The sequence below is a fragment of the Microbacterium limosum genome, from assembly GCF_036324365.1.
Lineage (GTDB): Bacteria > Actinomycetota > Actinomycetes > Actinomycetales > Microbacteriaceae > Microbacterium > Microbacterium limosum.
This window is the reverse complement of the sequence record NZ_CP137080.1, coordinates 2333206-2359579: the sequence shown is the minus strand read 5'-3', so window position 1 is coordinate 2359579 and position 26374 is coordinate 2333206. Positions and strand designations below refer to the sequence as shown.

26 protein-coding genes are annotated in these 26374 nt (G+C 70.0%); 15 read left to right on the top strand and 11 right to left on the bottom strand.

Going from position 1 to position 26374, the window contains the following annotated elements:
• Window positions 1-33 precede the first annotated feature (33 nt).
• From infA to rplQ, 6 genes are all read left to right on the top strand, one after another.
• On the top strand, window positions 34-255 hold the full coding sequence (gene infA, locus RYJ27_RS11400) for a translation initiation factor IF-1 (RefSeq protein WP_017201569.1): 222 nt from the start codon (window positions 34-36) through the stop codon (window positions 253-255).
• An 84-nt stretch (window positions 256-339) separates the two neighbouring features.
• Window positions 340-456: a 50S ribosomal protein L36 gene (rpmJ, locus tag RYJ27_RS11395; RefSeq protein ID WP_005050492.1), complete on the top strand. Its 117-nt coding sequence runs from the start codon at window positions 340-342 to the stop codon at window positions 454-456.
• Window positions 457-607: 151 nt separating this feature from the next.
• Window positions 608-988, top strand: a complete 381-nt coding sequence (gene rpsM, locus RYJ27_RS11390; protein WP_330170419.1) for a 30S ribosomal protein S13 — start codon at window positions 608-610, stop codon at window positions 986-988.
• Between the two features lie 29 nt (window positions 989-1017).
• A complete protein-coding gene (gene rpsK / locus RYJ27_RS11385; RefSeq protein ID WP_013583990.1) occupies window positions 1018-1416 on the top strand; it encodes a 30S ribosomal protein S11 in 399 nt (132 codons plus the stop codon).
• A 166-nt stretch (window positions 1417-1582) separates the two neighbouring features.
• The gene (locus RYJ27_RS11380) at window positions 1583-2572 is read left to right on the top strand and encodes a DNA-directed RNA polymerase subunit alpha (RefSeq protein WP_330170418.1); all 990 of its coding nucleotides are present in this window, start codon (window positions 1583-1585) and stop codon (window positions 2570-2572) included.
• 43 nt (window positions 2573-2615) lie between these two features.
• Window positions 2616-3161: a 50S ribosomal protein L17 gene (gene rplQ, locus RYJ27_RS11375; RefSeq protein WP_330170417.1), complete on the top strand. Its 546-nt coding sequence runs from the start codon at window positions 2616-2618 to the stop codon at window positions 3159-3161.
• A gap of 79 nt (window positions 3162-3240) precedes the next feature.
• On the opposite strand, the gene RYJ27_RS11370 is transcribed toward rplQ, so the two are convergent.
• On the bottom strand, window positions 3241-5238 hold the full coding sequence (locus RYJ27_RS11370) for an acyltransferase family protein (RefSeq protein ID WP_330170416.1): 1998 nt from the start codon (window positions 5236-5238) through the stop codon (window positions 3241-3243).
• 226 nt (window positions 5239-5464) lie between these two features.
• Between RYJ27_RS11370 and RYJ27_RS11365 the strand changes: the two genes are divergently transcribed.
• Window positions 5465-6535: a glycosyltransferase family protein gene (locus tag RYJ27_RS11365; protein WP_330170415.1), complete on the top strand. Its 1071-nt coding sequence runs from the start codon at window positions 5465-5467 to the stop codon at window positions 6533-6535.
• A 28-nt stretch (window positions 6536-6563) separates the two neighbouring features.
• Here the strand turns inward: RYJ27_RS11365 and RYJ27_RS11360 are convergent, their stop codons facing one another.
• Window positions 6564-8087, bottom strand: a complete 1524-nt coding sequence (locus RYJ27_RS11360; RefSeq protein ID WP_330170414.1) for a SulP family inorganic anion transporter — start codon at window positions 8085-8087, stop codon at window positions 6564-6566.
• A 191-nt stretch (window positions 8088-8278) separates the two neighbouring features.
• Here RYJ27_RS11360 and RYJ27_RS11355 point away from each other — a divergent pair, with 191 nt between their 5' ends.
• Window positions 8279-8632 (top strand): MerR family transcriptional regulator, encoded by a 354-nt coding sequence (locus tag RYJ27_RS11355; RefSeq protein ID WP_422732896.1) that lies wholly within the window; start codon window positions 8279-8281, stop codon window positions 8630-8632.
• Window positions 8633-8699: 67 nt separating this feature from the next.
• Here RYJ27_RS11355 and RYJ27_RS11350 read toward each other — a convergent pair whose 3' ends face one another.
• The 6 genes from RYJ27_RS11350 to RYJ27_RS11325 all read right to left on the bottom strand — a co-directional run bounded on the left by RYJ27_RS11350 (window position 8700) and on the right by RYJ27_RS11325 (window position 15617).
• Window positions 8700-10004, bottom strand: a complete 1305-nt coding sequence (locus tag RYJ27_RS11350) for an NAD(P)H-dependent oxidoreductase (protein ID WP_330170412.1) — start codon at window positions 10002-10004, stop codon at window positions 8700-8702.
• Window positions 10001-10573, bottom strand: a complete 573-nt coding sequence (gene rfbC / locus RYJ27_RS11345) for a dTDP-4-dehydrorhamnose 3,5-epimerase (RefSeq protein ID WP_330170411.1) — start codon at window positions 10571-10573, stop codon at window positions 10001-10003. Before rfbC ends, RYJ27_RS11350 begins: the two co-directional genes overlap by 4 nt.
• Window positions 10570-11595 carry an NAD-dependent epimerase/dehydratase family protein gene (locus tag RYJ27_RS11340; protein WP_330170410.1) on the bottom strand — a complete coding sequence of 342 codons (1026 nt, stop codon included), beginning with the start codon at window positions 11593-11595 and terminating at the stop codon, window positions 10570-10572. The genes rfbC and RYJ27_RS11340 overlap by 4 nt, the downstream gene beginning before the upstream one ends.
• A 2-nt stretch (window positions 11596-11597) precedes the next feature.
• Entirely contained in the window at window positions 11598-12419 is an 822-nt protein-coding gene (locus RYJ27_RS11335; RefSeq protein WP_330170409.1) for a sugar phosphate nucleotidyltransferase, read from the bottom strand.
• Between the two features lie 83 nt (window positions 12420-12502).
• Window positions 12503-13981 (bottom strand): sugar transferase, encoded by a 1479-nt coding sequence (locus RYJ27_RS11330; protein WP_330170408.1) that lies wholly within the window; start codon window positions 13979-13981, stop codon window positions 12503-12505.
• 52 nt (window positions 13982-14033) lie between these two features.
• The gene (locus RYJ27_RS11325; RefSeq protein WP_330170407.1) at window positions 14034-15617 is read right to left on the bottom strand and encodes a tyrosine-protein kinase domain-containing protein; all 1584 of its coding nucleotides are present in this window, start codon (window positions 15615-15617) and stop codon (window positions 14034-14036) included.
• A 280-nt stretch (window positions 15618-15897) separates the two neighbouring features.
• On the opposite strand from RYJ27_RS11325, the gene RYJ27_RS11320 reads away from it, so the two are divergent.
• From RYJ27_RS11320 to RYJ27_RS11310, 3 genes are read left to right on the top strand one after another with little or no spacing between them, the layout of a single operon-like run.
• The gene (locus RYJ27_RS11320) at window positions 15898-17025 is read left to right on the top strand and encodes a glycosyltransferase family 4 protein (RefSeq protein ID WP_330170406.1); all 1128 of its coding nucleotides are present in this window, start codon (window positions 15898-15900) and stop codon (window positions 17023-17025) included.
• Entirely contained in the window at window positions 17022-18104 is a 1083-nt protein-coding gene (locus RYJ27_RS11315) for a hypothetical protein (RefSeq protein WP_330170405.1), read from the top strand. Before RYJ27_RS11320 ends, RYJ27_RS11315 begins: the two co-directional genes overlap by 4 nt.
• Window positions 18105-18114: 10 nt before the next feature.
• Window positions 18115-19221, top strand: coding sequence for a glycosyltransferase (locus RYJ27_RS11310; RefSeq protein ID WP_330170404.1), 1107 nt, complete (start codon window positions 18115-18117; stop codon window positions 19219-19221).
• Window positions 19222-19282: 61 nt separating this feature from the next.
• On the opposite strand, the gene RYJ27_RS11305 is transcribed toward RYJ27_RS11310, so the two are convergent.
• Window positions 19283-20845, bottom strand: coding sequence for an apiosidase-like domain-containing protein (locus RYJ27_RS11305; protein ID WP_330170403.1), 1563 nt, complete (start codon window positions 20843-20845; stop codon window positions 19283-19285).
• Between the two features lie 171 nt (window positions 20846-21016).
• Between RYJ27_RS11305 and RYJ27_RS11300 the strand changes: the two genes are divergently transcribed.
• A complete protein-coding gene (locus tag RYJ27_RS11300; RefSeq protein ID WP_330170402.1) occupies window positions 21017-21220 on the top strand; it encodes a hypothetical protein in 204 nt (67 codons plus the stop codon).
• Between the two features lie 15 nt (window positions 21221-21235).
• Here the strand turns inward: RYJ27_RS11300 and RYJ27_RS11295 are convergent, their stop codons facing one another.
• Window positions 21236-22462, bottom strand: a complete 1227-nt coding sequence (locus tag RYJ27_RS11295) for a hypothetical protein (RefSeq protein ID WP_330170401.1) — start codon at window positions 22460-22462, stop codon at window positions 21236-21238.
• Window positions 22463-22740: 278 nt separating this feature from the next.
• On the opposite strand from RYJ27_RS11295, the gene truA reads away from it, so the two are divergent.
• The 3 genes from truA to RYJ27_RS11280 all read left to right on the top strand — a co-directional run bounded on the left by truA (window position 22741) and on the right by RYJ27_RS11280 (window position 25823).
• Window positions 22741-23583 (top strand): tRNA pseudouridine(38-40) synthase TruA, encoded by an 843-nt coding sequence (gene truA, locus RYJ27_RS11290; protein WP_330170400.1) that lies wholly within the window; start codon window positions 22741-22743, stop codon window positions 23581-23583.
• Window positions 23584-23684: 101 nt separating this feature from the next.
• A complete protein-coding gene (locus RYJ27_RS11285) occupies window positions 23685-24632 on the top strand; it encodes an acyltransferase (protein WP_330170399.1) in 948 nt (315 codons plus the stop codon).
• A gap of 483 nt (window positions 24633-25115) precedes the next feature.
• Window positions 25116-25823 carry an endonuclease/exonuclease/phosphatase family protein gene (locus RYJ27_RS11280; RefSeq protein WP_330170398.1) on the top strand — a complete coding sequence of 236 codons (708 nt, stop codon included), beginning with the start codon at window positions 25116-25118 and terminating at the stop codon, window positions 25821-25823.
• A 3-nt stretch (window positions 25824-25826) separates the two neighbouring features.
• Here the strand turns inward: RYJ27_RS11280 and RYJ27_RS11275 are convergent, their stop codons facing one another.
• Complete coding sequence (locus RYJ27_RS11275; RefSeq protein WP_330170397.1) at window positions 25827-26255, bottom strand: VanZ family protein; 429 nt, start codon at window positions 26253-26255, stop codon at window positions 25827-25829.
• Window positions 26256-26374 lie beyond the last annotated feature (119 nt).

Genomic DNA, 26374 nt, shown 5'->3' with positions numbered 1-26374 from the left:
AGACCGACCGGTCTGCCCAGCGTAAGCGAGTGTATGGCCAAGAAAGACGGTGTCATCGAGATCGAGGGCGTGATCTCCGAGGCGCTTCCCAACGCGATGTTCCGCGTTGAGTTGAGCAACGGACACAAGGTCCTCGCGACGATCTCGGGAAAGATGCGGCAGAACTACATTCGCATCATCCCCGAGGACCGCGTTGTCGTGGAGCTCTCGCCCTACGACCTCACCCGCGGCCGCATCGTCTACCGCTACCGCTAGACCCGGTCGAGAAGTAACGGCCGTCATCGCCGCTCCGCGCCCGCGGAACGGCCCGACGGCACGAAGACAGCGAAAGAGAAGCACATGAAGGTCAACCCCTCGGTCAAGCCGATCTGCGATCACTGCAAGGTGATCCGTCGCCACGGCCGCGTCATGGTGATCTGCAAGTCCAACCCGCGCCACAAGCAGCGCCAGGGCTGAGGCCGCCGCGCTCGTCGCGGCTCGCACACGGACAACTGAACACAACACATCCGGCAGTTTCAGATCCCGCATCCGTGCGGGGGACACCCCGGGGCGGAGGCCCGGGCACCGATCCTGCTCCACACCTCCACGACACTCCTAGGAGAGCCGCATGGCACGTCTTGCCGGCGTCGACATCCCGCGCGATAAGCGCGTGGTCATCGCCCTGACCTACATCTACGGCGTGGGCCGTACCCGCTCGAACGAGATCCTCGCCGCGACGGGCGTCGATCCCGACGTCCGCGTCAAGGACCTCTCGGACGACCAGCTCGTCGCCCTCCGCGACCACATCGAGGCCACCTACAAGGTGGAGGGCGACCTCCGCCGCGAGGTCGCCGCCGACATCCGCCGCAAGGTCGAGATCGGCTCCTACGAGGGCCTGCGCCACCGCCGCGGCCTTCCCGTGCGCGGCCAGCGCACGAAGACGAACGCGCGTACCCGCAAGGGCCCCAAGCGCACCGTCGCCGGCAAGAAGAAGGCCGGCCGCAAGTAAGCGCGCCCCAGGTTTAGGAGAGAAGACACATGGCACAGGCCAAGAGCGCCGCGCGCAAGCCGCGTCGCAAGGAGAAGAAGAACATCGCGGTGGGCCAGGCCCACATCAAGTCGACGTTCAACAACACGATCGTCTCGATCACCGACCCGTCGGGCGCCGTCATCAGCTGGGCGTCCTCGGGCGGTGTGGGCTTCAAGGGCTCGCGCAAGTCGACGCCGTACGCCGCCGGCATGGCGGCCGAGTCCGCCGCCCGCCAGGCGCAGGAGCACGGAGTGAAGAAGGTCGACGTCTTCGTGAAGGGCCCCGGCTCGGGCCGCGAGACCGCGATCCGCTCGCTGACCGCCGCCGGCCTCGAGGTCGGGTCCATCCAGGACGTGACGCCGCAGGCGCACAACGGCTGCCGTCCCCCCAAGCGCCGCCGCGTCTGACGTGCCGGGCCGGGATGCCGCGAGGCGGTCCCGGCCCCGCCGTCGCGCCCCGCGAATCTTCCGCGGCAGCCCACGGTCGCCCCGCGGCCGGGCCTCCGCCCGAGCAAAACTCAACACCTCATCCATAAGTGTCATATAGCGGGCACTTAGCCGAAAGGATCACACCGTGCTCATCGCACAGCGTCCCACCCTCACCGAGGAGAAGATCTCGGAGTTCCGCAGCCGGTTCGTCATCGAGCCGCTGGAGCCCGGCTTCGGTTACACGATCGGCAACGCGCTGCGCCGCAGCCTGCTGTCCTCCATCCCCGGCGCGGCGGTCACGAGCATCCGCATCGACGGCGTGCTCCACGAATTCACCACCATCCCGGGTGTCAAGGAGGATGTCACCGAGATCATCCTCAACATCAAGCAGCTCGTCGTCTCCTCGGAGCGCGACGAGCCCATCACCGCCTACCTGCGCAAGACCGGTTCGGGCGAGGTCACGGCGGCCGACATCTCCGCGCCGGCCGGCGTCGAGGTGCACAACCCGGAGCTCGTCATCGCGACGCTCAACGACACCGCCAAGTTCGAGCTCGAGCTGACGATCGAGCGCGGCCGCGGCTACGTCTCGGCGACCCAGAACCGCAACGAGTACGCCGAAGCCGGCCAGATCCCCGTGGACTCGATCTACTCGCCCGTGCTCAAGGTGAGCTACCGCGTCGAGGCGACGCGTGCCGGCGAGCGCACCGACTTCGACAAGCTCGTGCTGGACGTCGAGTCCAAGCCGTCGATCGCGCCCCGCGACGCCGTCGCGTCGGCCGGCCGCACCCTCACGGAGCTCTTCGGTCTCGCCCGCGAGCTCAACGTGGAGGCCGAGGGCATCGAGATCGGCCCCGCGCCGGTCGAGACCGTGCTCTCGAACGAGCTGTCGATGCCGATCGAGGACCTCGACCTGTCGGTCCGCTCGTACAACTGCCTCAAGCGCGAGGGCATCAACACGGTCTCGGAGCTGGTCGCCCTCTCCGAGACGCAGCTGATGAACATCCGCAACTTCGGTCAGAAGTCGGTCGACGAGGTGCGCGACAAGCTCGTCTCGCTGGGCCTGTCGCTGAAGGACTCGGTCCCCGGGTTCGACGGTGCGTCCTTCTACGGCGGCTACGACGACGAGACCGCCTGAGCGGCCCGCACACCCGACTGAGAACCCCTGGAGTAACTGAGAAATGCCCAAGCCCACGAAGGGTCCCCGCCTCGGAGGCGGCCCCGCACACGAGCGCCTGCTGCTTGCCAACCTCGCGGCGGCCCTGTTCACGCACCGCTCGATCAAGACGACGGAGACGAAGGCGAAGCGCCTGCGGCCCCTCGCCGAGCGCCTGATCACGTTCGCCAAGCGCGGCGACCTGCACGCGCGCCGCCGCGTTCTGAGCGTCATCGGCGACCGTGAGGTCGTGCACGTCCTCTTCACCGAGATCGCGCCGCTCGTGGCCGACCGTGAAGGCGGCTACACGCGCATCACGAAGGTCGGGAACCGCAAGGGCGACAACGCCCCCATGGCCGTGATCGAGCTCGTCCTCGAGCCCGTCACCCCGAAGGTGAAGTCGTCGAAGAAGAGCGCCGTCGCCGCCCCCGCCGCGGAGCCCGTGGCAGACGAGCCCGCCGAGGCGCCGGCCGAGGGCGAGACCGCCGCCGACCAGGCCGCAGCAGAGGAGGCCGCCGTGGCGTCCGAGCAGGCCGACGAGGTCGTGGCCGAGGAGAACGCCGAGAAGTAATCGTCGGCCTCCGCACAGAGGAGGGCCCGCGCATCCGAGAGGAGCGCGGGCCCTCCTCTGTCGTGCGCCGGCCCGCGGACTATTCGTCGCCGACGACGAGGCGGGTCGCGAGCGCGGAGCGAAGCTGCGCGCGCTCGAACTCCCTCTGGGCGCGTGCGTCCTCCGCTCCCTGCACCGCCGACGCGACCGTTTCGGCGAAGAGTCGCCCACCGGCCTGGCCGGGGTGGATGCGGTCGCCCGCCAGCAGGTCCGTATGCGCCGCCGCCGTGGCCGACCAGTCGGCGATGACGACGTTCTCGCGGGTCGCTGCGAAAGCCTCGAGGTCGGAGTTGACGCCGGGGATCCAGTCGCGCGGTGCGTAGGCGTTGACGAGGACGAGGGTGCGATCGGGGCCGGCGATGTCCGCCGCCCGCGAGAGAGCGGCATCGTCGACGGGCCCGTTGGTGCCCAGGGCGAGCACCACGAAGGGCCGGAGCTGCCCCGATCCGGAGAGGGACTCGAGGATGCCGGGAGCGGCATGCATCGAGCGCGACACCGCGGCATCCACCTGGATACCGGGCAGGCGATCCATCAGGCCGCCTGCCGAGGCGAGCATGACCGAGTCGCCCACGGCCGTGACCTGGTCGCCGGCGATCGCGACGGGCTGCGGTGCCGCCGTGGGCGATCCCGCCGGGGTCGGCGCCAGCGGCGGGCGCGGCTGCGTCGACGTGCCGGGGACGCGATCGCCGACGGATCCGCCCTGCCGAAGCGCTGCCTGGCCGGCGAAGACCGCCGCCTCGCCGGAGGACCGGGCGGGGGCGGCCGCGATGCCCGCGGTGGTCGCGGCGATGCCGGCGCAGATGACGAGGATCGTCAGCACGGCGGAGAGGCGCGTGAGCGGAGCGCCGCCGAGGCGCGCCCGAAGTCTGCGCAGGCAGCCGCGGTAGCCGAGCCTGCGAACGGGCTGCTCCACCCACCGATAGGAAGCCCAGGAGGCGGCCAGCGTGAGTGCGAGCGCCGTGCCGCCGATCCAGGCGGGAACCCCCTCGGCGTCGGCGGCCGCCGCGGGCAGCAGGAGCACGAGGAGCGGCCAATGCCAGAGGTAGATCCCGAAGGAGCGCTCGCCGACCCACCGCAGGGGAGAGGCGTCGATGGCCCTGCCGAAGAGCGAACCGGGCCAGACGGCCCCCGCGATGGCGGCGGCGGAGAGCAGGCTGGCGGCCGCGAGCGCGCCCGGGAACGTCGCCGTTCCGAGGGTGGGCTGCAGCGTGGCGAGCAGGAGCAGGGCGGCGAGGGCGAGGGCGGCGAATCCGCTCATGCCGATCCGAACCGCTGCGTGCGACATCCACGGTCGCGGCGCTGAGAGCGCGCGCTCCGCGACGAAGGCCAGCGCGACGCCGAGCAGGATGCCGAAGCCGTGCGTGTCGGTTCCGAAGTACGCCCGCGTGGGATCTGCACCGCCGGCGACGAGGGCGGCCATCCACCCCGCGGAGGCCCCTGCGGCGAGGACCGCGATCGCGCCCCGCGCCCACTGTGCCCGCAGGAGCAGCACCGCCGGCAGCACGAGGGGCCAGACGACGTAGAACTGCTCCTCGACCGCGAGGGACCAGAGATTGCGGAAGAGCTCGGGGGTGCCCTCCTGGAAGTACCCCGTCCCCGCTTGGATCGAGAGCCAGTTGTAGCTGAACGTCAGGGCGCCGAGCACCTGTCTGCCGAGGCCCACCAGGGCGTCGCCGCCCTGCAGCCACGCCCACGTGGCGCAGACCAGGATGAGGACGACGATGGCGGGGATCAGCCGACGAGCGCGGCGCCGCCAGAACTCGCCGAGGCGTATCCGGCCGGTGCGGGAGGTCTCGCGCAGGAGGAGCGAGGTGATGAGGAAGCCGCTGATGACGAAGAAGACGTCGACGCCGATGAACCCCTGGCGCACGCCGAGGCCGGGAAACAGGTGATACGCCACGACGAGGGCGACCGCGACCGCGCGCAGCCCGTCGAGCCCGGCGTATCGCGGCACGGCTGACGGCGCCGCCGCTGCGCCGTCAGCCGGCGATGCGGAGGCGCTGGGCGGCGCGTCGAGAAGGGCGGGTGAGATGCTCATCGTTCGGGTGCGCGCGGGCGGGCGGAGCGCGCGGCCCGCCTAGTGTACGTCGGGCTCCCGACGGCGCGCAGGGCTCGTTCCCAGCCCGGCATGAAGCGCGTCCGGGCGCTCCCTGTACGTGCGCCCCCGGAGCGCGCTATTGTTGCGGGGTCGGCGTGCATGGGGGACGCCGCCGCAGGGGTTCTGGGGGAACCGCATGATCACCTTCACGTTGGCGGAGTCCGCCGTGACAAACTCGCTGGGGCGCGCGATCAGCCTGAGCCTCGTCGCGGCGGAAGTGGGCGAGGTCGAGCTGTGGGCGCTCGACGACGGCCCCGCCTGGACGGGCGCGCGCCACTTCGATCTGCCGCTTCACCGGTTCTCGCCGCACCGACTCGATCCGTTGATCCATCGCATCCGGAACGCCGCGCGTCATGCGCCCGTGGTGGTGTGGATCTCGAAGGGGCTCTCGCCCCTCGACCGCATCGCGCGTGCCGTCGCGGGGACGCCGCGGGTCACGGTGATCGCCGACTTCGACGACGACGACGTGAGTCTCATGCGCGAGCAGGCGAACGCCTCGGTCACGACCGCCGTCCATCTCAACGTGCTGCATCGCAAGTCGCCGCTGCAGGTGGCGCGGGCACAGCGCCGCACCGCCGAGGCCGCGGACGCCTACAGCTTCTCCAGCGCCACGCTGCGGGACACCTACGCCGAGCGCCCGCATCCGCGCCGCACGTCGACGATCATCCCGCACGCGCGGCCCACGGGCTGGCTGCTTCCCGAGCGGTCGTCGCGGCGGCCCGGGCCGCCGCGCCTGGCCTACCTCGGCACGGTGCGGCCGCACAAGGGCGCCGACCGCATCCTCGACCTGGTGCGCGCGATGCCCGAGATCGAGTTCTCCAGCTTCAGCGGCTCGTTCCGACCCGACAGCGGCGGAGCCCTGTGGCACTCGATCGGCAACGACGCCACGCTGCGCGAGGTCTACGCCGATATCGACTTCACGCTCGTGCCGCAGGACCCGGCCTCGAGTGCCGCACGCAATCAGCTGCCGTCCAAGATCGTCGAGGCGGCGGCCTTCGGTGTCGGCCTCGTGGCCACGCCCACGCCGGTGATCGAGGAGTACTGCGCCGGCTCCTACATTCCCGTGACGGATTGGACGGATGCCGCGGCGGTCGCGGCACGCATCCGCTCGGCCGATCCGGTGGCGCTCGGCGCCCGGCTTCGGCGGGTGTTCGTCGAGCGCTTCGCCACGGAGGTGACCGCGGCATCCCTGGAGGAGCTCCTCGGCATCGCGCGGCGCGGTCAGCGCGTCGGCTGAGCCGGTGGCACTGCGCCGGTTCCCGCCGTCAGTGCCCGGCGCCGAGGCCGCCGGAGAGGCGCCCGTGGAAGGCGGAGGCGGTCTCGTTCATGCCCTCGATGACGACCCGCTTGCCGTGGCGCTCGTACTTGTTCACGATGGCGTCGAGCGCGGCGACGGTGGAGGCGTCCCAGACGTGCGAGCGTGACATGTCGATGACGATCCGGTCGGGGTCGCCTGCGTAGTCGAACTGCGTCGTGAGGTCGTTGCTGGAGGCGAAGAAGAGCTCGCCGTCGACGGCGTAGTAGGCGGTGGGGACGCCCTCGTCCTCCGCGATCGTCCGCGTCACGGTGACGAAGTGGGCGACCCGGCGGGCGAAGAGCACCATGGCGGTCAGCGCGCCGAGGATGACGCCGATGGCGAGGTTGTGCGTCATCACCGTCGCCACGACGGTGATGACCATGACGGCGGTCTCGCTCAGCGGCATCCGCCTGAGGGTCGCGGGGTGGATGCTGTGCCAGTCGAAGGTCGCCACCGACACCATGATCATGACGGCGACGAGGGCGGCCATGGGGATGATCGCGACGACGTCGCCCAGCGCGACCACCAGGATGAGCAGGAAGACGCCCGCGAGGAAGGTGGAGATGCGCGTGCGCGCGCCCGAGGCCTTGACGTTGATCATGGTCTGGCCGATCATCGCGCAACCGCCCATGCCGCCGAACGCGCCCGAGAGAACGTTCGCGACGCCCTGACCCCACGCCTCGCGGGTCTTGCGCGAGTGCGTGTCGGTGATGTCGTCGACGAGCTTCGCCGTCAGGAGGGACTCGATGAGGCCGACGACGGCGAAACCCAGCGCATAGGGTGCGATGATCTGCAGCGTCTCGAGCGTGAGGGGCACCTGCGGGATGAACAGCTCGGGGAGGCTGCGCGGCAGCTCGCCCTGGCCCCCGACGTCGGGCACCTGGAAGGCGAAGACCACGACGGCGGCGGTGACCAGGACGATGGCGACGAGAGGCGCGGGAACGACCTTCGTCAGCCGCGGCATGACGATCATGATCAGCAGCCCGGCGGCGACCAGCGGATAGACGAGCCATGGCACGCCGATCAGCTGCGGAAGCTGCGACGTGAAGATGAGGATCGCGAGCGCGTTGACGAAGCCGACCATGACGGATCGGGGGATGAAGCGCATGAGCTTCGCGACGCCCAACAGGGCGAGCACGATCTGCAGGAGGCCGCCCAGCAGCACGGTCGCGATGAGGTAGTCCATGCCGTATTCGCGTGCGACGGGGGCGATGACCAGGGCGATCGCCCCGGTGGCGGCGGTGATCATCGCGGGCCTGCCGCCGACGAAGGCGATCGCAACGGCCATGACGAAGGAGGAGAACAGGCCCACTTGAGGATCGACGCCGGCGATGATCGAGAAGGCGATCGCCTCGGGGATGAGGGCGAGCGCGACCACGAGACCGGCCAGCACCTCGCGGGTCAGCAGGCGCGGGGTGCGCAGCGCCTGCATCACCGTCGGCTCGATGCGATAGCGGGATGCGTTCTCGCGTGCGGGGGTGAGGGCTGTCATGTGCGCTCCTGGGACGTGCGGGCGGAAGAGGTTCGCGAGGTTTGGCGCGGATGCGCGCGCCGACCGGTCGCAACGATGCGACGGAGGAGAATGAGGGATCGGGGCGCGAAGAGCGCGCCCCGGGACAACTCTACCCAAACGTGAGATTTGCCGCGATCGGCGGCGGAGGAGGACTCGTGTCCGACGAGGTGATGCAGATCGGCGAGCTCGCCGAGCGTGCCGAGATGTCGCTGCGTACCATCCGCCACTACGACGAGGTGGGGCTTCTCAAACCGTCCGCGCGCACCGAGGGCGGCTTCCGGCTCTACACGGAGCAGGACCTCGCCCGTTTGCTCGTTATCCGCCGTATGAAGCCGCTCGGCTACACGCTCGAGGAGATGGGTGCGGTCCTCCGCGTCGTCGACGCCCTCACGGCCGACCCGCACGATGCGGCGAAGCGCGCCGAGCTCGACGAGATCCGCGCGGAAGCGCAGCGTCGGCGCGATCGTCTGCGCGAACAGGCATCGATGGCGGACGACTTCCTCGCCCAGCTCGACGCGCGATGACGCGCGAGGGGGTCTCCCCGGCGGGCGGGACACCTTTCGGTCCCCAAGATCCCGCCCGCCGGGGTGGTCAGGCCCGCTGGAGAGCGGCGGGCAGCTCTGCCGCCTGTTCCGCGCGGAGAGCGTCGACGAGGCGGCCCTCGGGCAGCTCGACGTCGGCGTAGGTGAGCACCTCGTCCTTCGCGATATCGCGCAGCGTGCGGCATCCCTCGGCGACCCCGATCGGCAGCAGCTCCTGTGCCGCCGTGGTGTCGGCCCGCTCGGCGACGCCGTAGGTGTGGAAGCCGCCGAGGCCGTCGAGGACCGTGCCGGCCGGCAGATCCGTCTTGGCGACGGTCACGACCTCCACGGTCGGCGCACCGAGCGGCTCGAGCGCCGCGTCGCGGAACTCGACCGCGCGGGCGACGGTGTTCGGCACTTCGAAGTGGCAGAGGTGATAGGGCGTGTAGAAGCTGTAGAGCGGACCTTCGCCGAGCTTGTACAGGTTCAGGTAGTGACGCTGCTTCGGGTCGTCGTGCGTCGCGAGCACGAAGACGCCGGGCCCGGGCTGCGCGCCCACGACATAGTCGACGACGCCGCCCTGCCGCTCGAGCTCCTCCACGTCGTACGCGCCCGTGAGCTCGTCGACGTGACCGGAGTGATCGGCGCCGCGCATGCCGCGACGCTCGACGCTCATTCCGGTGGCATTGGCGACGATCGCCTGCTCGAACGACACCTTCGTGCCGTCGGCGAAGCTCGTGACCATGTACGGGTCCTGACCCCACTTCGCGGCGAACGCCGCCTGCGTGGCCGGGGTGCGGTACTCGTCCTGGAGGCCCTTGATGTTGCCGCAGACGAGCGGGGTCAGCCCGATGCCGCGGACGAAGCGGACGAGGTTCATCTGGACGCCCGGCTGGTCGCCGTCGCACCCCGTGAGCACGACCCCGGCGGCCTTGGCCCGCCTGCTGAGGATAGGGCCCACGGTTCCGTCGACCTCGGCGTTCATGAGCACGATGTCCTTGCGCGCCGCGATCGCGTCGACCACCACGTGGCAGCCGTACTCGACGGCTCCCGTCGCCTCTACGAGGGCGTCGACGGATTCCGCGCTGCACGCTGCCCGGTGATCCGTCGTGATCGCCACAGCGCCGGCGGCGACCGCGGCATCCACACCCGCGGCGTCGGTCACGACGCGCACGTCGGTGATCCCGGCGTCCCGCAAGGCGCGTTCGGCCTTCTCCAGGGTGCGGTTCACGACGACCGAGATCTGCATCCCCGGAACGCTGTTGACGATCTGATTGATCAGGCCCCGCCCCATGAAACCGGCGCCCACGAGCGCGACGCCGATCGGGTTTCCGTCAGATTCGCGCTGAGCCAGCGCGCGGTCGATGAGGATCACGGCCTCCCTCCCGTCACGGCGGCCAGCTGCTCGTCCGTCCACTCCGACAGGAGCGGCCAGGAGGCGTCCTTCGCCGAGATGTCCGCGACGGGCAGCGGCCAGGTCAGCCCCAGCGCGGGGTCGTCGTGCCGCAGTCCCCGCTCCGCCGTCGGGGCGTAGCCGCCCGAGACCATGTAGGTGACCTCCGTGTCGTCGACGAGGGTCTGGTACCCGTGAGCGAAGTACGCGGGCACGTACAGGGCGCGGCGGTTGTCTGCCGAAAGCTCCACCGACACGTGCTGCAGGCGCGTGGGGGAGTCCCACCGCATGTCGACGATCGTGTCGACGATCGCTCCGCGCGTGCAGCGGATCAGCTTCGTCTCCGGGCTCGGAGCGATCTGGAAGTGCATCCCCCGCAGCGTCCCCGCGCGGTGGTTGTATGAGATGTTCGCCTGTTCGATGTGCGGGTCCAGGCCCGCCGCCTCGAACTCGGCTCGATCGAACGAGCGCGCGAAGAAGCCGCGGTCGTCGCTGTGCTCCTCGAGGTCGATGATCGCGACCCCCGCGATCGGGGTGGTGCGGAAGATCACGGCTTCCTCCAGAAGAGCTCGTCGTCGACCTGACCCGTGCGGATCAGGTACTCCAATTGCTTGAGGCGCGTGAAGCCGCGGCCCGAGAAGGATGCCTCGTCGAGATCGATCGACGAGAACACGGCGAGCAGCTGCTCGGCGCCGCGGCGCGCGTTCCAGTCGCACTCGTACCCGGGCAGCACCTCGCGGATGTGGTCGAAGTTGACCTTGTAGCTGCGGTTGTCGCCCCCCGCCTCACCGAAGGAGACGTCGCAGCCCGGGAACACCTCGCCGATCACCTCGGCGATCTCGCGCACCTGGTAGTTCTGCTCCTCGGACCCCACGTTGAAGATCTCACCGCGCACGCTGTCGAGGGGCGCCTGCAGCGTCATGCGGATCGCTTTGGCGATGTCGAGCGCATGGACGAGGGGACGCCACGGCGTGCCGTCGCTCGTCATCGCGATCTGCTTCGTCGTCCACGCGAGCCCCGCGAGGTTGTTGAGGACGATGTCGAAGCGCATGCGCGGGGAGGCGCCGAACGCCGTCGCGTTGCGCAGGAAGGTCGGCGAGAAACCGTCGTCGGCCATCGGAAGCACGTCGCGTTCCACCATCGCCTTGCACTCGGCGTAGATCGTCTGCGGGTCGACCGGGGAGGACTCGTCCACGACTCCGTCCGCAACGCCGTACACGCTGCACGAGGACATGTAGATGAACCGGGACACCCCGGCATCCTTCGCCAGGCGGGCCAGGCGCACCGATCCCTCGTGGTTGATGGACTTCGTCAGGCCGGGGTTGAACTGCCCGAGCGGGTCGTTCGAGAGCTCCGCCATGTGGACGATCGCGTCGATGCCCTCCAGATCGGCCGGCTCGACGTGGCGGATGTCCTTGGCCAGCGTCTCCGGCGTGGAGTCCACGCCGTTGTAGAGCCACCCCGCCTTGTAGAAGCCGGTGTCGACGGCGCGGATCTCATGGCCGTCGCGCAGCAGCTCGGGGGCGAGGACGGAGCCGAGGTAACCCTCGGTTCCCGTGACGAGTACCTTCATGCTCAGCCCCACACCTTCCAGGCCGCGTCGCCGGAGTCCCAGAGCCCGTTGAGCTCGGTCCAGTCGCGGTACGTGTCCATGCCCATCCAGAAGCCCTCGTGCGTGAAGACACCCAGGTTGCCGTCGGCTGCGAGCTGCTGCAGCGGCTTCTTCTCCAGGAGCAGATCCGGGTCCTCGTCGAGGTATCGGTCGACCATCTCCCGCTTGTGCGCGAAGAAGCCGCCGGAGACCCAGCCGTCCGCCATGGTCGGCTTCTCGTTGAACTCCGTCACGCGCTCGCCCGAGACGTGCATCTCGCCGAAGCGGCTCGTCGGGTGCACGCCCGTGACCGTCGAGACGAGCCCGCTCGCGACGTGCTGGGCGTAGAGGGCGCCGATGTCGACGTTGCCGATGCCGTCGCCGTATGTCTGCAGGAAGTAGGGCTGGTCGAGGTATCGGGCCACGCGCTTGATGCGCGCTCCCGTGCCGGTCTCGATGCCGGTCTCGACGAGCGTGACCTCCCAGTCCTCGGTCTGGGCCTCGCCGTACCACTGCGGCGACCCTCCGCTGGCGAGGTTGACGGTGACGTCGCGCCCCTGATCGCCGTAGGTGAGGAAGAAGTCGCGGATCTGGTCGCCCTTGTACCCGAGGGGGAGGACGAATCGGCGGAATCCGTTCGCGGCGTAGATCTTCATGATGTGCCACAGGATCGGCTTGCCGCCGATCTCGATGAGCGGCTTGGGCAGCTTCTCGCTGGCTTCCCGGATGCGTGTTCCCATGCCCCCGCACAGGATGACGACGGGGATGTCGGCCTTTTCAGGCACGACGGTGCTGACGTCGGACATGACGACGTGTTCCTCTCTGAAGGTGGTCGGAGCCCCCAGGCGACGACCTTGTTTGTGATGTTCGGTTATCGAGGCGGTCGGTGTCAGTGGGCGGTGTCGCCCGGAGCGAACACGGCCTTGAAGGTGCGGAACAGGATGCTGACATCCCCCAGTAGGGTCCAGTTCTCGACGTAGTAGAGGTCGAGGCGCAGGGCCTCGTCCCAGGAGAGCGCCGAGCGGCCGCTGACCTGCCAGAGCCCGCTCATCCCCGGTTTGACGATGAGGCGCCGCTCGGCGGCCGAGTCGTAGAACGCCACCTCTTCCTTGCGCTGGGGGCGCGGCCCCACCAGGCTCATGTCTCCGAGGAAGACGTTGATCAGCTGCGGGAACTCATCGAGCGAGTACTTGCGGAGGATCCGTCCGATCGGCGTGATCCGGGGATCGTTCTCGAGCTTGAAGAGGGGCTGCCCCGCCTTGCCCTGTTCGGCCAGGAGGCGCTGGAGCATGTCGTCGGCGTCCGGGATCATCGAGCGGAACTTGATCATGCGGAAGGGCACGCCCTCCTGCCCGATGCGCTCCTGCCGGTAGAAGACGGGACCGCGGCTCGAGAGACGCACGAGGAGCGCGAGCACGCCGAACAACGGTGCGAGCACGAGAAGCAGCGCCCCCGAGCCGACGACGTCGAAGGATCGCTTCACGAAGCGCTGACGCCCCGAGTACCGTGGGGTCTCCACGTGGACGAGGGGGAACCCGGCGACCGGACGCAGGTGCATCCGAGGGCCCCCGACATCGGTGAGGCTCGGCACCATGATGAGGTGCTGCCGCCCCGCCTCGAGCTGCCAGCTGATCTGCTTGACGCTCTGCGCCGAGAGCGCGGCGTCGCTCGCGACCAGCACGGTGTCGGCGCCCGTGACCTCCAGCATGCGGTCGATGTCCCGCACCGGTCCGAGGAAGGGAACGTCCACGCCGGCGGAGGAGAAGTCCGACCGCGTGCCGGGTCCGCTCACACCCACGACGCGATAGCCGGCCTCCGGCATCCGTCCCAGCTCCGCGATGATGCGCGCGCTCTCCTGGTCGTCGCCGATGACGAGGACCCGCGACATCGCGTCGCCCGCGCGCCGGGCCGCCCACAGGCGACGGCGCCAGAGCGCCCGCGTGAGCAGCAGGAGCGCGGTGCCGGCGGGACACGCGAGAAGCAGGTACCCCCGGGATATCGGAGTGGAGGTGAGATAGGACACGACGGCGAGGATCGCGAAGAGATAGATCGCGGAGGCCATCACCTTGCGGTACTCGGCCGTGCCGATCCCGACGACCCGGTCGCTGTAGGAACCGGAGATCGCCAGCGCGACGAGCCACCCGAGGATGAGGGCGGTCGACAGCCACGTGTAGGTGACGGGCCCGATGTCATCGACGGGCCGTGACACGGGTTCTCCGGTGAGGCTGAACCACACGTACTGGGTGGCGAACATCACCCCCGCGATGACGAGAGCATCCGACACCCAGAGGGTGCGTCGATACAGCGACAGCCAATCCAGAGCTGCCGGTGCGCGCACGATCGAGTGCGACAGCGATTCCGTGACCATGATCTTCCCCAGCGATCGATTCCCCAGCTATGCGGTCAGCGCAGCGGTCGTGTTACGGCGACGTCTCGTGCCCCCGGTGCGAACGTCTGCCGCTTCGCGCGAACGTGCTCTTCCGGCTGTCGAGATCAAGCGGCGCCCCGCCCCCCGGGGCGCGCAAGAACTGTTCGAAGTCGGACAGGCTGTCCTCGCTCTCCACCGCAGGCTCGCGCTGAGGAGTGCTGCTCGAGTGATAGGCCTCGGCCAGGTAGGACGTCGTGCCCCGGCCGGGGAGGCGGTTCGCCACCACCCCGGAGATCCGCGCGTTGACCTTCTCGAGCGCGGTGACCGCGCTTCTGACCTCGTCCCGGCGCGTGTGATCGATCGACGTGACGAGAAGCACGCCCCCGACGGTGCGGGAGAGGATCGCGGCGTCGGGCACCGGGAGCACGGGCGGCGTGTCGTAGAGCACGACGTCGTACCGCTCCTGCAGTTGCGTCATGAGCTCGCGCATCTGGTGAGACCCCAGCAACTCGCTGGGGTTAGGCGGGATGCGCCCCGCCGCCAGGATGTGGAGGTTCGGCGACCGCCACGGCTGGACGACGTCCGCGAGCTCGGCACGGCCGATGAGGATGTCGGTCAGGCCCGCGCCGCCCTCGACCCCGAAGTAGTTGTGCACCTGCGGACGGCGCAGGTCGGCCTCGACGACGAGCACGCGCACCCCGGTCGCCGCGATCGACGCGGCGAGGTTCGTGGTGACGGTCGACTTGCCCTCTCCGCTGGAGGGCGAGGTCACGACGAAGGTCGCGGGCCCGTCGACATCGAGGAACTGGAGGTTCGTGCGGAGAATGCGGAACGATTCGGCCGTCGGGCTGCCCGGGTCATCCTCCGCGAGGATGTTGCCGGACCTGCTCCGCGGCGCCTGCGGGATGGCTCCCACGATCGGCGCGGTCGTGACCGCTTCGACATCGTCGAGCGTGCGCAGTCGTGTGTCGATCAGGTCGCGGAGGATCGCAGCGAGCACCCCGAGCGCGAGACCGGCGGCCAGGCCGATGGCCAGGTTCAGCGCGAGGTTCGGGCTGACGGGCGTCGAGGGAGTCTCCGCGAAGCGGACCTGCGTGATCTGCACGGGAGGCACGGGCTCGGAGGGCACCGGGTTGCCGGCGGCGTCGAGGACGGGATTGCCCGCGGCATCCAGCATCACCTGCGTGCTGCTGACGGCGGTGGTCTCGATCTGCTCGACCGTGGTGGCGAGGCTCGTGATGAGCGCATTCGCGACGCTCGCGGCGATCGCGGGCGACTCGCCCGACACGGTGACCTCGAGCATCGTCGTCTGCACGGGGATCGACACCGTCACGTCGCCCGCGAACGCTCCGGGCGAGACGTCGAGGCCGAAGTCCTCGATGACCGGTTCCGTGACGATCGGCTCGGTGATCAGCTTCGCGTACGTGTTCACCCGCTGCTGCGTGAACGCGTTGCCCTGCGTGAGCTCGTTGAGCGTGCCGCCCGCGTCACTGGAGACGAACGCCGCGCTCGTCGCCGAGTAGCGAGGCGTCGTCGTTGCGGTCACCGCCCAGGCCGCGAGCGTGCCCACGATCGCGAAGACGACGATCAGCAGCCACGAACGGCGGAAGATCCGCGCATAGTCTCGAGTCCCCACTCTTCCCCCCCAGAGAATTGCGTGATGAGCGACGTGGAAGGCGATCTTTCCCCATGCCCCGTCGGTCCCCCCGACGACGTCGCTCAGTCATGTATAGCGCCATCGGTCTTCGGAAGCCACCCCGCGGACACATTCGACGGCGCGTCGTACGAGCCATTTGCGCGAAGACGTTGCGCAAGGTGGGCCCGAGGTGGCTAGCATGGGGCCCACGCACACTCATGATGGGGGATGAGTCATGCGATCGTTGGGGACGATCGAGGGCGCTAGCGCTCCGGGCGGTTTGCCGCTCACACTTTTCTGCGCCGAGTTGGCGGCCGACTACACGGCGGCCGGCGCTCACACGCGGGGGACCCTCGCTCGGCTGGCCGATCCGCACTTCCGCGTGCGCGTCGTCACGGTCTGGCGCGAGGGGCCGCGGTGGGTGCCGGGAGCATTGCGGAAGATCTTCCGGCTCGCCTCCGTGGTGGTCCGGGGGCGGATGATCCGGCCCCGAGGTGTCCTGCTCGCGCGCTGGAGCCCGTTCGTGGCGCTCGTGAGCGGCCGGTTCACGCGCCGCGGGCTGCCGCTGGTGATCTTCGTGCAGGGCAACCTCGACGACATGTACGACTCGAATCCGTGGACGCGTCGCGCACCCTGGTTCACCCGTCTGGCGCTGTCCTCGATCCGGCAGGCGACGCGCATCGTCACGCCGAGCGAGGGGCTCGCCGAATGGGTCGCGAGCGTCCGCGACGACGGCCGGGACTGCGTCACCGTCATCCCCAACGGCGCGGACGTCGCGCAGTTCGATGCGGAGCGTGCGCGGGCAGAACGGGACGGCGGCGCCTCGACGCCGCCCCACGCGCTGTTCTTCGGGAACATGGCGTCGTGGCAGGGCATCGACACGATCCTCGATGCGCTCGCCGACCCCTCATGGCCGAGCGACCTCGATCTCCACGTCATCGGCGACGGGCAGATGGCGCCCGCCGTGCGCGCGTGCGACGACGCACGCGTGACGTACCTGGGGCGGCGTCCCAAGCACGAGGTGGCCCGTGCCGCCGCCCGTGCCGAGATGACCCTGGCGACGCGGCACGACGTTGCGGCGAGCGCCACCGGCGTGTCTCCGTTCAAGATCATCGAGTCGGCCGCGGCGGGCACCCCGAGCATCGTCACGCGGGTGCCGGGACAGACCGAGCTCGCGAGCGCGATCGGCGGGTCGCTGCTCGTGCCCGCCGGCGACCCGGCGGCGCTGGCCGCGGCCGTGGCGCAGCTCCACGGCGACGCCGGGATGCGGGACGAGCTCGCCCGGGCAGGACGGGAAGGGGTGCGCGCCTTCGACTGGGCGGCATCCGCCGACACCCTCTCCGCCCTCGTCCGGGAGGCCGCGGGCGTGGTCCCGGCCGAGGCGGCGCCTGTCGAGCGTGTCGCATGAGCCTCGTCAGGGAGCCCACCCGCGCCCCCCTGCACGATGCTCGAAGCGGCATGCCGCTGGATGCCGTGAAGTACTGGCTCGTGAGCGTCGCGCTCGTCGCGGGGGCCTTCATCGCGTGGCGGAGCCACTCGATGCTTCCCGCGAAGCTCTTCCTCGACGAGTTCATCATCCGCAGATTCATCACCGGGGAGCTGCAGTCGGACGGGCCGAGCTCCTATGGAACCACCGGCTGGCTCTACCGGGTGACGGGCCTCGGGTCGATCCCCGAGGTGTTCCCGATCCTCGCCTACCTCGTCTTCGCCGCGGCGGTCGTGGTAGCCGTCGGGTGGCGCACGATTCCGCGCATGTCCTTCCCCGCGATCGGCCTCGCGGCGGGCTCGCTCCTTCTTGGCGGCGTATATCTCTCGCAGTATTCGAAGGAGTTCTTCGTCCTCCCGTTGGCGATCCTGCTCCTTGCCGCGCGGCGCTCGTGGAAGCTCGAGGTCGCCTGGATCGCGCTCGCCCTCCTGTACGCCACGTACGTACGCCAGTACTGGTACCTCGTCGTGGCGCTCTATCTCGTGTTCCGGTTCGTACTTCCCGCCGTGAAGTCGGCGTGGATGCTCATTCCGGTGATCCTCGTCGGTTTTCTCGCCCTCGTCGTGGCATTCCAGTTCGTGATGGGCGTGCCGTTCACGTTCTTCCGCACGGACATCAACACGGTGCTCGACTACGATCGCTCGACGCAGCTGGACGACCTCGTGCCGGGCCTGGCGATCCCTACGCAGTGGGTGAACGCCGTCGCGATGATGCTGTGGATCGCGTTCCCCGTCTGGATGATCTTCTCGGGCGATGTCGTGCAGTTGCTGGCGGGCACGTTCATGGCGGTGTGCTGGGCGCTCGCGATCGGCAGGATCCGCTTCATCGTCGGCACGCGCACCGGCGCCGTGCTGCCGCTGGCATTCCTGCTTGCGTTCCTCATGGTGCAGACGGCGTTCGAACCCGACTACGGCTCGTATCTGAGGCACATCACGCCCCAGCTGCCCCTCTTCCTGGCGCTGTTCGCCGCGACGGCGAAGAGCGAGCGGATGCCGTCGTGAAGGAGTCCCGGTGAAGATCGTCCACGTCACGGAGACGCTCGTGGGGGGCGTGCTCGCCGCGGTCGCTGCGCTGTCGGCGAAGCAGGCTGCGCTGGGGCACGACGTCGTCGTCGTGTACCCGCGGAAGCCGGCCGTGCCGCCGGAGGCGCAGCTCGTAGAGCGCTTCCCCGCCGAGGTCACGCGGATCGAGGTGCCCTACCGCGGTCGGATCCGCGCCATCGACGGGCTGCGTCGCGCCGCCATCGTCGCGACCCGCGACGGTGTCGATGTCGTGCACCTGCACTCGACGTTCGCGGGGTTCGCGGGGCGCCTCTCTCCCGCCATCCGGCGGCAGGCGGACGTCATCGCCTACTCGCCGCACGGCTGGGCGTTCCTTCGCGGGGATGGCCCGGCCTTCTCCAACCGCGCTGCGGCGGCGGTCGAACGGGCGCTGCGCTCCCGTTGCGACGGGCTGATCCTGGTGTCCGACTCCGAGGCGCGCGTGACGCGGGAACGGCTCGGGCGCTCAGGTGGCGACGTGCATGTTCTGCAGAACGGAATCCCCGTCGCGGGGCTGCCTCGAGCGGCAGGCTCCGCGGGGCGACCCGTTGTGATCGCATCGGGACGACTCATGGAGCAGAAGGCGCCCGACCGCTTCGCCGAGATCGCACGGAGCCTCGGCGGACAGGCGGAGTTCGTCTGGATCGGGGACGGGACGCCGGAGGAGCGCCGCCGGTGGATCGGCGATGCCCCCGTGACCGTGACGGGGTGGCTGGCGCATACCGACGTCGTGGCGCGGCTCGCGGCATCCGACGTCTTCCTCTTCCCGTCCCGCTGGGAGGGCATGCCGATCTCGCTCATGGAGGCCCAGGTGATGGGGTTGCCGGCGGTCGCGACCGACATCGTCGGCAACCGCGATGTCGTCATCCCCGGCGAGACCGGGCTGCTGTGCGACGACACCGCCGCGCTCACCGCCGCCGTCGCCCGCCTCGTGAGCGATCGGGCCGAGCGTGATCGGATGGCGGAGCGGGCGATCGAGGTACAGCGCGAAAGACTCTCCGACGCGCGGTTGGGCGAGACGTCCATCGCGTTGTACGAGGCGATGGCGGGGCGTCGTAGCGACGCGCTCGTCTCCTAGAACCGTCGCCGGCGGCGCATCCCCCCTCCCCGCGCCGCCGGCGGCGCCCCAGCCGCCGAGGTCAGCGCCGCACGAGCAGAACTGCGTCGCTCCAGGTCGAGGGCCAGCTCACGACGACGTCCTCGCCGGCACGGTCGTCTGCGACGAAGAACTCCTCTCCCGTCGCCGGATCGAACCAGCGGATGGCGAAGGTGGCGTCGGCATCGAGAGCGGTGGTGTCGATCCTGATGGTCGAGCGCGGCTCGCCGAAGTAGGCCATTGCGCCCGCCCCGTCCGGCAGCGCGGCCACGGCCACGGCCGAAGCGGTGCCCGGGGTGCCATGGCCGTCGGGAAGCAGTCCCGACTCGGGGCCGAGCGGCTCGAGCACGCCGGGCACGAAAGCGGCGAGCAGGGTGCTGAGCACGCTGACGTCCTCCGCGGAGCCGGCCGCCAGCGCCGCCGGCCACTCCTCGGTCACCGGCCAGACGTCCTCGTGGCCGTATGCGGCGCCCGCGGCGCCGGATAGGAAGGCGTGGTAGGCCTGACCGCGCACCTCCCGGCGGTCGAGGAGGGGTTCCCTGTCACGGCCGTCGTAGTAGGACTCCCACAGGATGACGGGGCGCACGGTGCTGCGGTCGAACTCCGCGCGGACGAACGGTGCTGAGTCGGCGCCGCTGTACGCCGCCGACAGCTGATACCACGCCTCGTCGCCGAAGTGCTCCTCGACGGTCATCTCGCGGGCCGTGTGATAGGACATCAGCTGAGGAACGGACTGTCCCTCGTAGAGCGCTCGGCCCATCTGGATGGTCGCCGCGACCACCGGACCGCGCGAGAGGCCGCCCGGGACGCCCGACGTGGCCTCGCCCTCGTCGGTCGGATCGTTGTCGCCGCCGAGCAGCCACCACACGTTGGGGCGGTCACCCAGGAGGTCCGCCAGGAAGGTGCCGTAGGCGGCGGCGTTGTCCTCGGTGACGTACCCCCGCCACGCGTCGCCCCATCCGCCGTACCAGCTCGGGACGAGGCAGGCCACCAGTCCCAGGCGGGCGCACTCGTCGACGCACCACTCGACGTGCGTCCAATAGTCGGCTTCGCCCCTCAGCGGCTCCGCAAGGTCGCCGCGCTCGGCGAAGGGGCGCTCGCCGTATGCGTTCTGCGCCCGGGGGTCGAAGTCGAGCACCGACATCTGCAGGGCGGTGAATCCGCCTTCACTGCGCGCGGTGGCGAGCGTGGTGAACGACTCGCGCGTCATCCGGCTGATGGCGTTCCAGGGGGTGTCGGCGAGGTAGAGGAAGTGGCGGCCTTCGCTGTCGACGAGCGAGCGCGCGTCGGCGCCGATCGTGATCGGGAAGGAGGCGGATGCCAGCCCGGCGCGCTCCGGCGCACCGCTCACGGGGTGCGGTGCGGTCGCCGACGGAGCCGTCGAGCGGCCGAGGGCGAACCCGCCGAGCCCTCCGATGATCACGCCGCCGAGCCCGAACAAGCCGAGACGCAGCGCGTCGCGCCGGCTGATGCGGCGTCCCCCGCCGCCGGCGGGCGCAACCACCGGTTCGGCCGGGCCCGCAGTCTGGGTGCGGGCGGGCTCGGAATCCACCGTCTCCGAACGGACGACGACGCGTCCGCCTTCCCAGTTGCCCCCGTATGCCATCGAACGCCCCCAGACGTGTCTCGATACTCCCCGACGCGGCCCCCTCCCCAGGCGGCCAACTCTTCCCATGCTAGAGGGTTGGGCGCGGGTTCACCACCGTGATCGGGTTCGGCCGATAGGATGACGGCGCTGGTCCGCTCGGATCCGCGAGGGTCTCGAGGGCGGGTACGCGTGGAATTCCTGGTCGTTGTCGCTCTCGTGCTCGTCGTCTGGCTGGCCGTGGGTGTGGGAGTCGCGCTCGTCATCGGCCGTGTCGTCCGGCGCGGCGACGAGCACGCGCAGGTCATGGGAAGCTGGCGAGCGAGCGTCGCCGACCCCGCGCCCGCTCGGCGTGATGGTGCCGACGCCGCCGGCAATGTCGAGCCGCAGCCCTGAGCCCGACCGGACCGCTCAGGTGCGCCGACGCATGACGCGCGCGAGCACCACGATCTGCACCACAGCCGCCGTCGTCTCGGCGAGGACCCCGCCGAGGGTCGCCCCCACGGCTCCGTAGAACACCGCGAGGACGCAGATGGCGGGCACGCCCACGGCGGCGGCGGCCGCGGCGGAGATCGTCACCGCGTGGATCTTCCGGTATCGGATGAGGCCGAGGGGACCCGTGGCGCGGGTCAGACAGACCAGGGCGAGGACGGTGCCGGACGCCGCGGCGAGCAGCGGATCGACCACCACCGTGCCCGTGAACAGGATCGAGCTGATCCATGGGGCGAGCACCGCGAAGCCGACGCCGCACACGAGGCCCAGCGCCAAGTTCAGCTTGATCACGGTGAGCACGCGATGGCGGATCTCGGCGGGGTCGCGCGCCTGGCCGAGCCAGTTCTGCAGGGCGTTGGGAACGGCCTGCAGAATCGTCAGCGACATCCGCATGAGCCGCTCCACAGCGGCGAACGCGGCCAGCGCGGAGGGGGCGAAGATCCCCACGAGCGTGATGGGCAGCGCGGCGTACAGCGCGGCGATCGACCGCCCGCTCATCGCGGTCAGCTGACCTCGTATCGTGGCGATATCGTCGCGCAGGCGGAAACGCGTCGGCCCTTCCCGTTCGTGACGCGCCAGCAGGAGGCTCGCGATGGGGCTGAAGAGGACGGCGATGAGGAACGCCGCGGGGATCGTCTGCAGCGGCGCCCCGTTCACGACCGCGATCGATCCTGCGACGACGAGGAGCGCACGCGGAAGCGCGTCGGAGGTGAGGATGCGCAGCGGGCGCCCGACGCCGGTGAAGTACCAGTTGCCCGACAGGCCCGTCGCGGCGCTCGTAGCCGCCATGAGGGCCGCCGTGATCGTGTAGGACGCGCCGGTGATCCGGGTGAGCGCGATCGCCACGAGCACGGCCAGCGGAGCGAGCACCAGCAAGGCCAGCAGTCGAGTGCGCACCGACGAGACCAGGGTCGCCCAGCGCCGTCCCGGCGGCTCCGCGGCGACCCGCTGGGGTCCGGTCAGCGGCCAGCCCAGCTCGATGATGACGCATGCCGCGGATCCGATCGATAGGCCGAGCGCGTAGGCCTCCCACCCGCGCGCGCCCGCAGTGCTCGTGATCGCCGGGATGGCGATGAGGGGCGTGACGGCGCTGAGCGCCGGCACCATCAGGAACGTCGCGAGGTACAGCAGACGGCGGAACCTCATCGGTCCCCACCCGCGCTCGCGCAAGCATGCCCCACCATGCGTCCCCCCCAGCCCCTGCCGTGTCACGCGCCCGCGCACGGCATCTCTCACCCTGCCTCACGTGCGGACAGGACACAAGTCAGGGGCCGACGATCCGCAGCGCCCTCGCCACCGCATCGACCGCAGGCATGAGGACGCGGGCGCACGCGCGATGGGCCTCGTCGTCCTTGCCGACACCGGGGGATACCCGCCGGGCGGAAGCATGCGGCGGGTCGGGCAAGCGCAAGTAGGCTGGCGGCGTGCGGATCCGCCTCGACATCGCCTACGACGGCACGCACTTCGCCGGGTGGGCGCGCCAGCCCGGACTGCGGACGGTGCAGGGAGCGCTCGAGACCGCGCTGCAGCGGGTGCTGCGCAGCCCGGCCGCGCCGCGCCTGGTCGTTGCCGGACGCACGGATGCCGGCGTGCACGCCACAGGGCAGGTCGCGCACGTCGATGTCGCCCCCGATGACATCGAGCGACTCCACCGCCCTCGTGACACGCGTCCCCCGCTCGATCAGCTCGCGCATCGCCTCCGGGGGGTGCTCGGGGCGTACTCCGACGTGACGGTGCGCGCCGCGACCGCGGCCCCCGAGGGGTTCGACGCCCGCTTCTCGCCCGTCTGGAGGCGCTACGTCTACCGCATCGCCGATGCGGCCTCCGGCTACGATCCGCTCCGCCGTCATGACACCACCTCGGTGCGGGCGTCGCTCGACGCGGCTGCGATGGATGCCGCGGCATCCAGCCTTCGAGGGCTTCATGACTTCGCGGCCTACTGCCGCCCCCGAGAGGGGGCCACGACGATCCGGACACTGCTGGACTACACCTGGCGGAGACTGCCCGACGGCGTGCTCGAGGCCGAGGTGCGGGCCGACGCCTTCTGCCACAGCATGGTGCGCGCCCTCGTCGGCGTGTGCGCGGCGATCGGAGAGGGGCGCCTGGACGTCGAGGATGCCGCGCGCCTTCGCGACGAGAGGACTCGATCGAGCGCCTTTCCGGTGCTCGCCGCCCGGGGACTCACCCTGGCCGAGGTGGGCTACCCCGCATCAGATCTCCTCGCGGAACGCGCGGCCCAGACGCGCGCACGGCGCGAACTGGGGTGAATCCCTGTCACCCTCACCTCACGGAAGGGTCAAACCTTCCGTAACGCGAGGGTTGTCCGTAGGCTGGGGGCATGGGGGCGCTGGGGGAGCGTTTGCGGTGGATGGATCAGGCTCGGGGGGTCGCCATCCTCCTCGTCGTGATGCACCATTCCATGACGTGGGTGGCGGACTTCGGGCTCACGGTGCCACCTGCGCTGAGCGCATTCGACGACATCGTCTCGCCGTTCCGGATGCCGCTACTGATGTTCCTCTCCGGCATCCTGGTCCCGCGAGCGCTGTCCAAGCCGACCCGCGCCTACGCCATGGGGAAGCTTCGTGCGATCGGCTGGCCCTACCTGCTGTGGTCGGTCATCTTCCTCGTCGTCACGGGGACATTCACGCTCTCGCTCGTGCCCAACATTCTCCTCTTCCCGCCCACCTACCTCTGGTATCTGTGGTTCCTGCTGGCGTACTACGCGCTCGCGTGGTTGCTGGCACGCGCGGGAGTCCCGCCCCTGTGGCCGGCTCTTGTGGCCATGCTCGCCTCGGGCTTCGCGCCCGAGGACTACCGGATGTCGCGCTTCTTGTTCCTCCTCGCCTTCTTCCTGCTCGGGTGGGCGTGGTCGAGGAGGGGACCGGTGCGATGGTCGGCGCCGATCCGCAGGCTCGCCGTCGGTGCCGGTCTGGCGGCCGCTGTCGCCGTATCGGCGATGAGCGTCGCCGGCGTTCAGGTGCGCTACGAACCGGCCTACGCGTGGGGGGTCGTGGGCCTCATCGTCGCTGTGGCGACGGTACTGCCGGGGAAGGCGCTCGGCCGAGCGCCGATGCCGGTCGAGTACGTGGGGCGGAATTCGATCGTGTTCTACGTGACCCACTACACGCTCATCTGGATGCTCGACTCGCTCCTCATCGCGGCGGCGGGGTGGAGGGCGGCGTGGGCGGTCTGGATGATCGGAGTCGGCGCCGCGATGGTGGTCGGGACGCTCTTCGCCATGCTGCGCACGCGGGCGCCTCTGGTCGGGTGGCTGTTCGAATGGCCGGCGTCGACGCGCGCGAGCGCCCTGCGCTGACGAAGGTGGCCCCCTCGGGATGCACTCTTGGGGAACGGGCATCTCGAGGGGGCCACTGCGGGAGAGTCGGTTGCGGGCGACGCGTTGGGGACCGTGTCGCGCACGCTGCTGGGGACAGCGCCAACCGGAGAATTCTCTCCCCGTCAGCATTTTAAGGAGAAATGGCGCCACATGTCGAGTTGGCGGGCAGCGACACGCGGTTCCGGGCGAACATGCGGAATGAAGAACGCCCCCTACGGTGCGTCGGGGGGAAACGCAGGTGTCCGTAGAGGGCAATCGAAAGTGCGTTCGGCGGCACAGGGGGGATAGTGGTCGCCGAGGATAACTCTCTCGATAGTGATGCTACGCCGCTCGAGCCTCGTCCGGCAGACAGCCTTCTTGCCGCACCCCAGGAAGCCGCGGCCTGGGAGGCGGCGGTGAAAGGCCGACCGGACGCGGCCGAGACACCTCGCCGTAACGACGTGGGCGTACGCTCGATATGCCATGAGAGTCATCTCGTACAACCTCCGCAAGCACCGGGCCGCCCGCGAGCTGGCGTCGCTCGCCGACCGGCACGATCCGGACGTGCTGTGTCTTCAGGAGTGCGACTCGACAGGCATCCCGCACGAGGTCCACGGGCTTCGTCTCGCGGAGGCCACGGCGCGCAACCGGCTGGGGCTCGCCGTGTACTACCGCGCGAACGGGTTCCGGGCGCTGGATGTGCGCGCGCTGGCGGTGAAGAAGTCCCTGCACGATCGCGTGCTCAAGCCGGCCGAGGAACGCGTGCTGGGAGTGCGCCTGCTGGACATCGACGCGGGTCGAGAGATCGTCGTCGCCTCCTTCCACGCGGCCCCGCTCACGGCACTCAACTCGCTTCGCCGACACCAGATCCGTACCGCGCTCGTCGAGCTCGAGAAGATGGGCCCCGGGCTACCGGCCCTCATGGTCGGCGACTACAACTACCCGGTCTTCAAGGAGAACCTCGGGCAGAAGGTGAGGGAGCAGGGGTACGAACTGAACCTCAGCGATGCCCGCACCTACACCCGTTACCGGTTCTTCCGCGGTCACTACGACTTCGCGACCTCGGTCGGGTTCGACATCGAGGGCGTGCGCACGCTCCCACAGGGGCTGTCCGATCATAAGCCGATCCTCGTCACGGCCAGCCCGGGAACGGTGCCCCTGATCTCGACGGTCGCGGCATCCGGCGTCTGAGGATCATCGGCGACGGGGAAGGGCGATCAGGGCGATCACGAGCCCCAGCACGCCCCCGGCGGCATTCGCCGCGACATCCAGCAGCGTCGACGTGCGGCCGGGCCCGAGCGCCTGCCACCCCTCGATGAGGGCCGACACCGCGAGGGCGGCGAGCGGGATCGTCCATCGCCAGCGGGGTGCCACCAGCACCGCGAGCAGGAAGCCTAAGGGCACGAACAGGAGAATGTTCGCGGCGAACTCGAGACGGTTGTATGTCAGGAGGGGCACGCGTTCGAGGAGCCATGCGATGTGCGGGGAGAACGGTGCGTCGACGTGGGTCGGCCACAGGGCGATGAGACCGAGGGTCGCGACATAGATGACGAGCGTGCCCACCGCGAGTCCGCGCGAGACCTGTGACGCAGGACGTCGCCGCTGCTCGTACGATGTGTGCATTCGCCCTCCGCGGGTCGTGGGAGGCGTCGTTGCCGGGTTGCCGGAATCCTATCCCGGCGGCGGCGCCCGCCGCGCACGACGAAGGCCCCGCACGCCGTAGCGGTGCGGGGCCTTCGTGG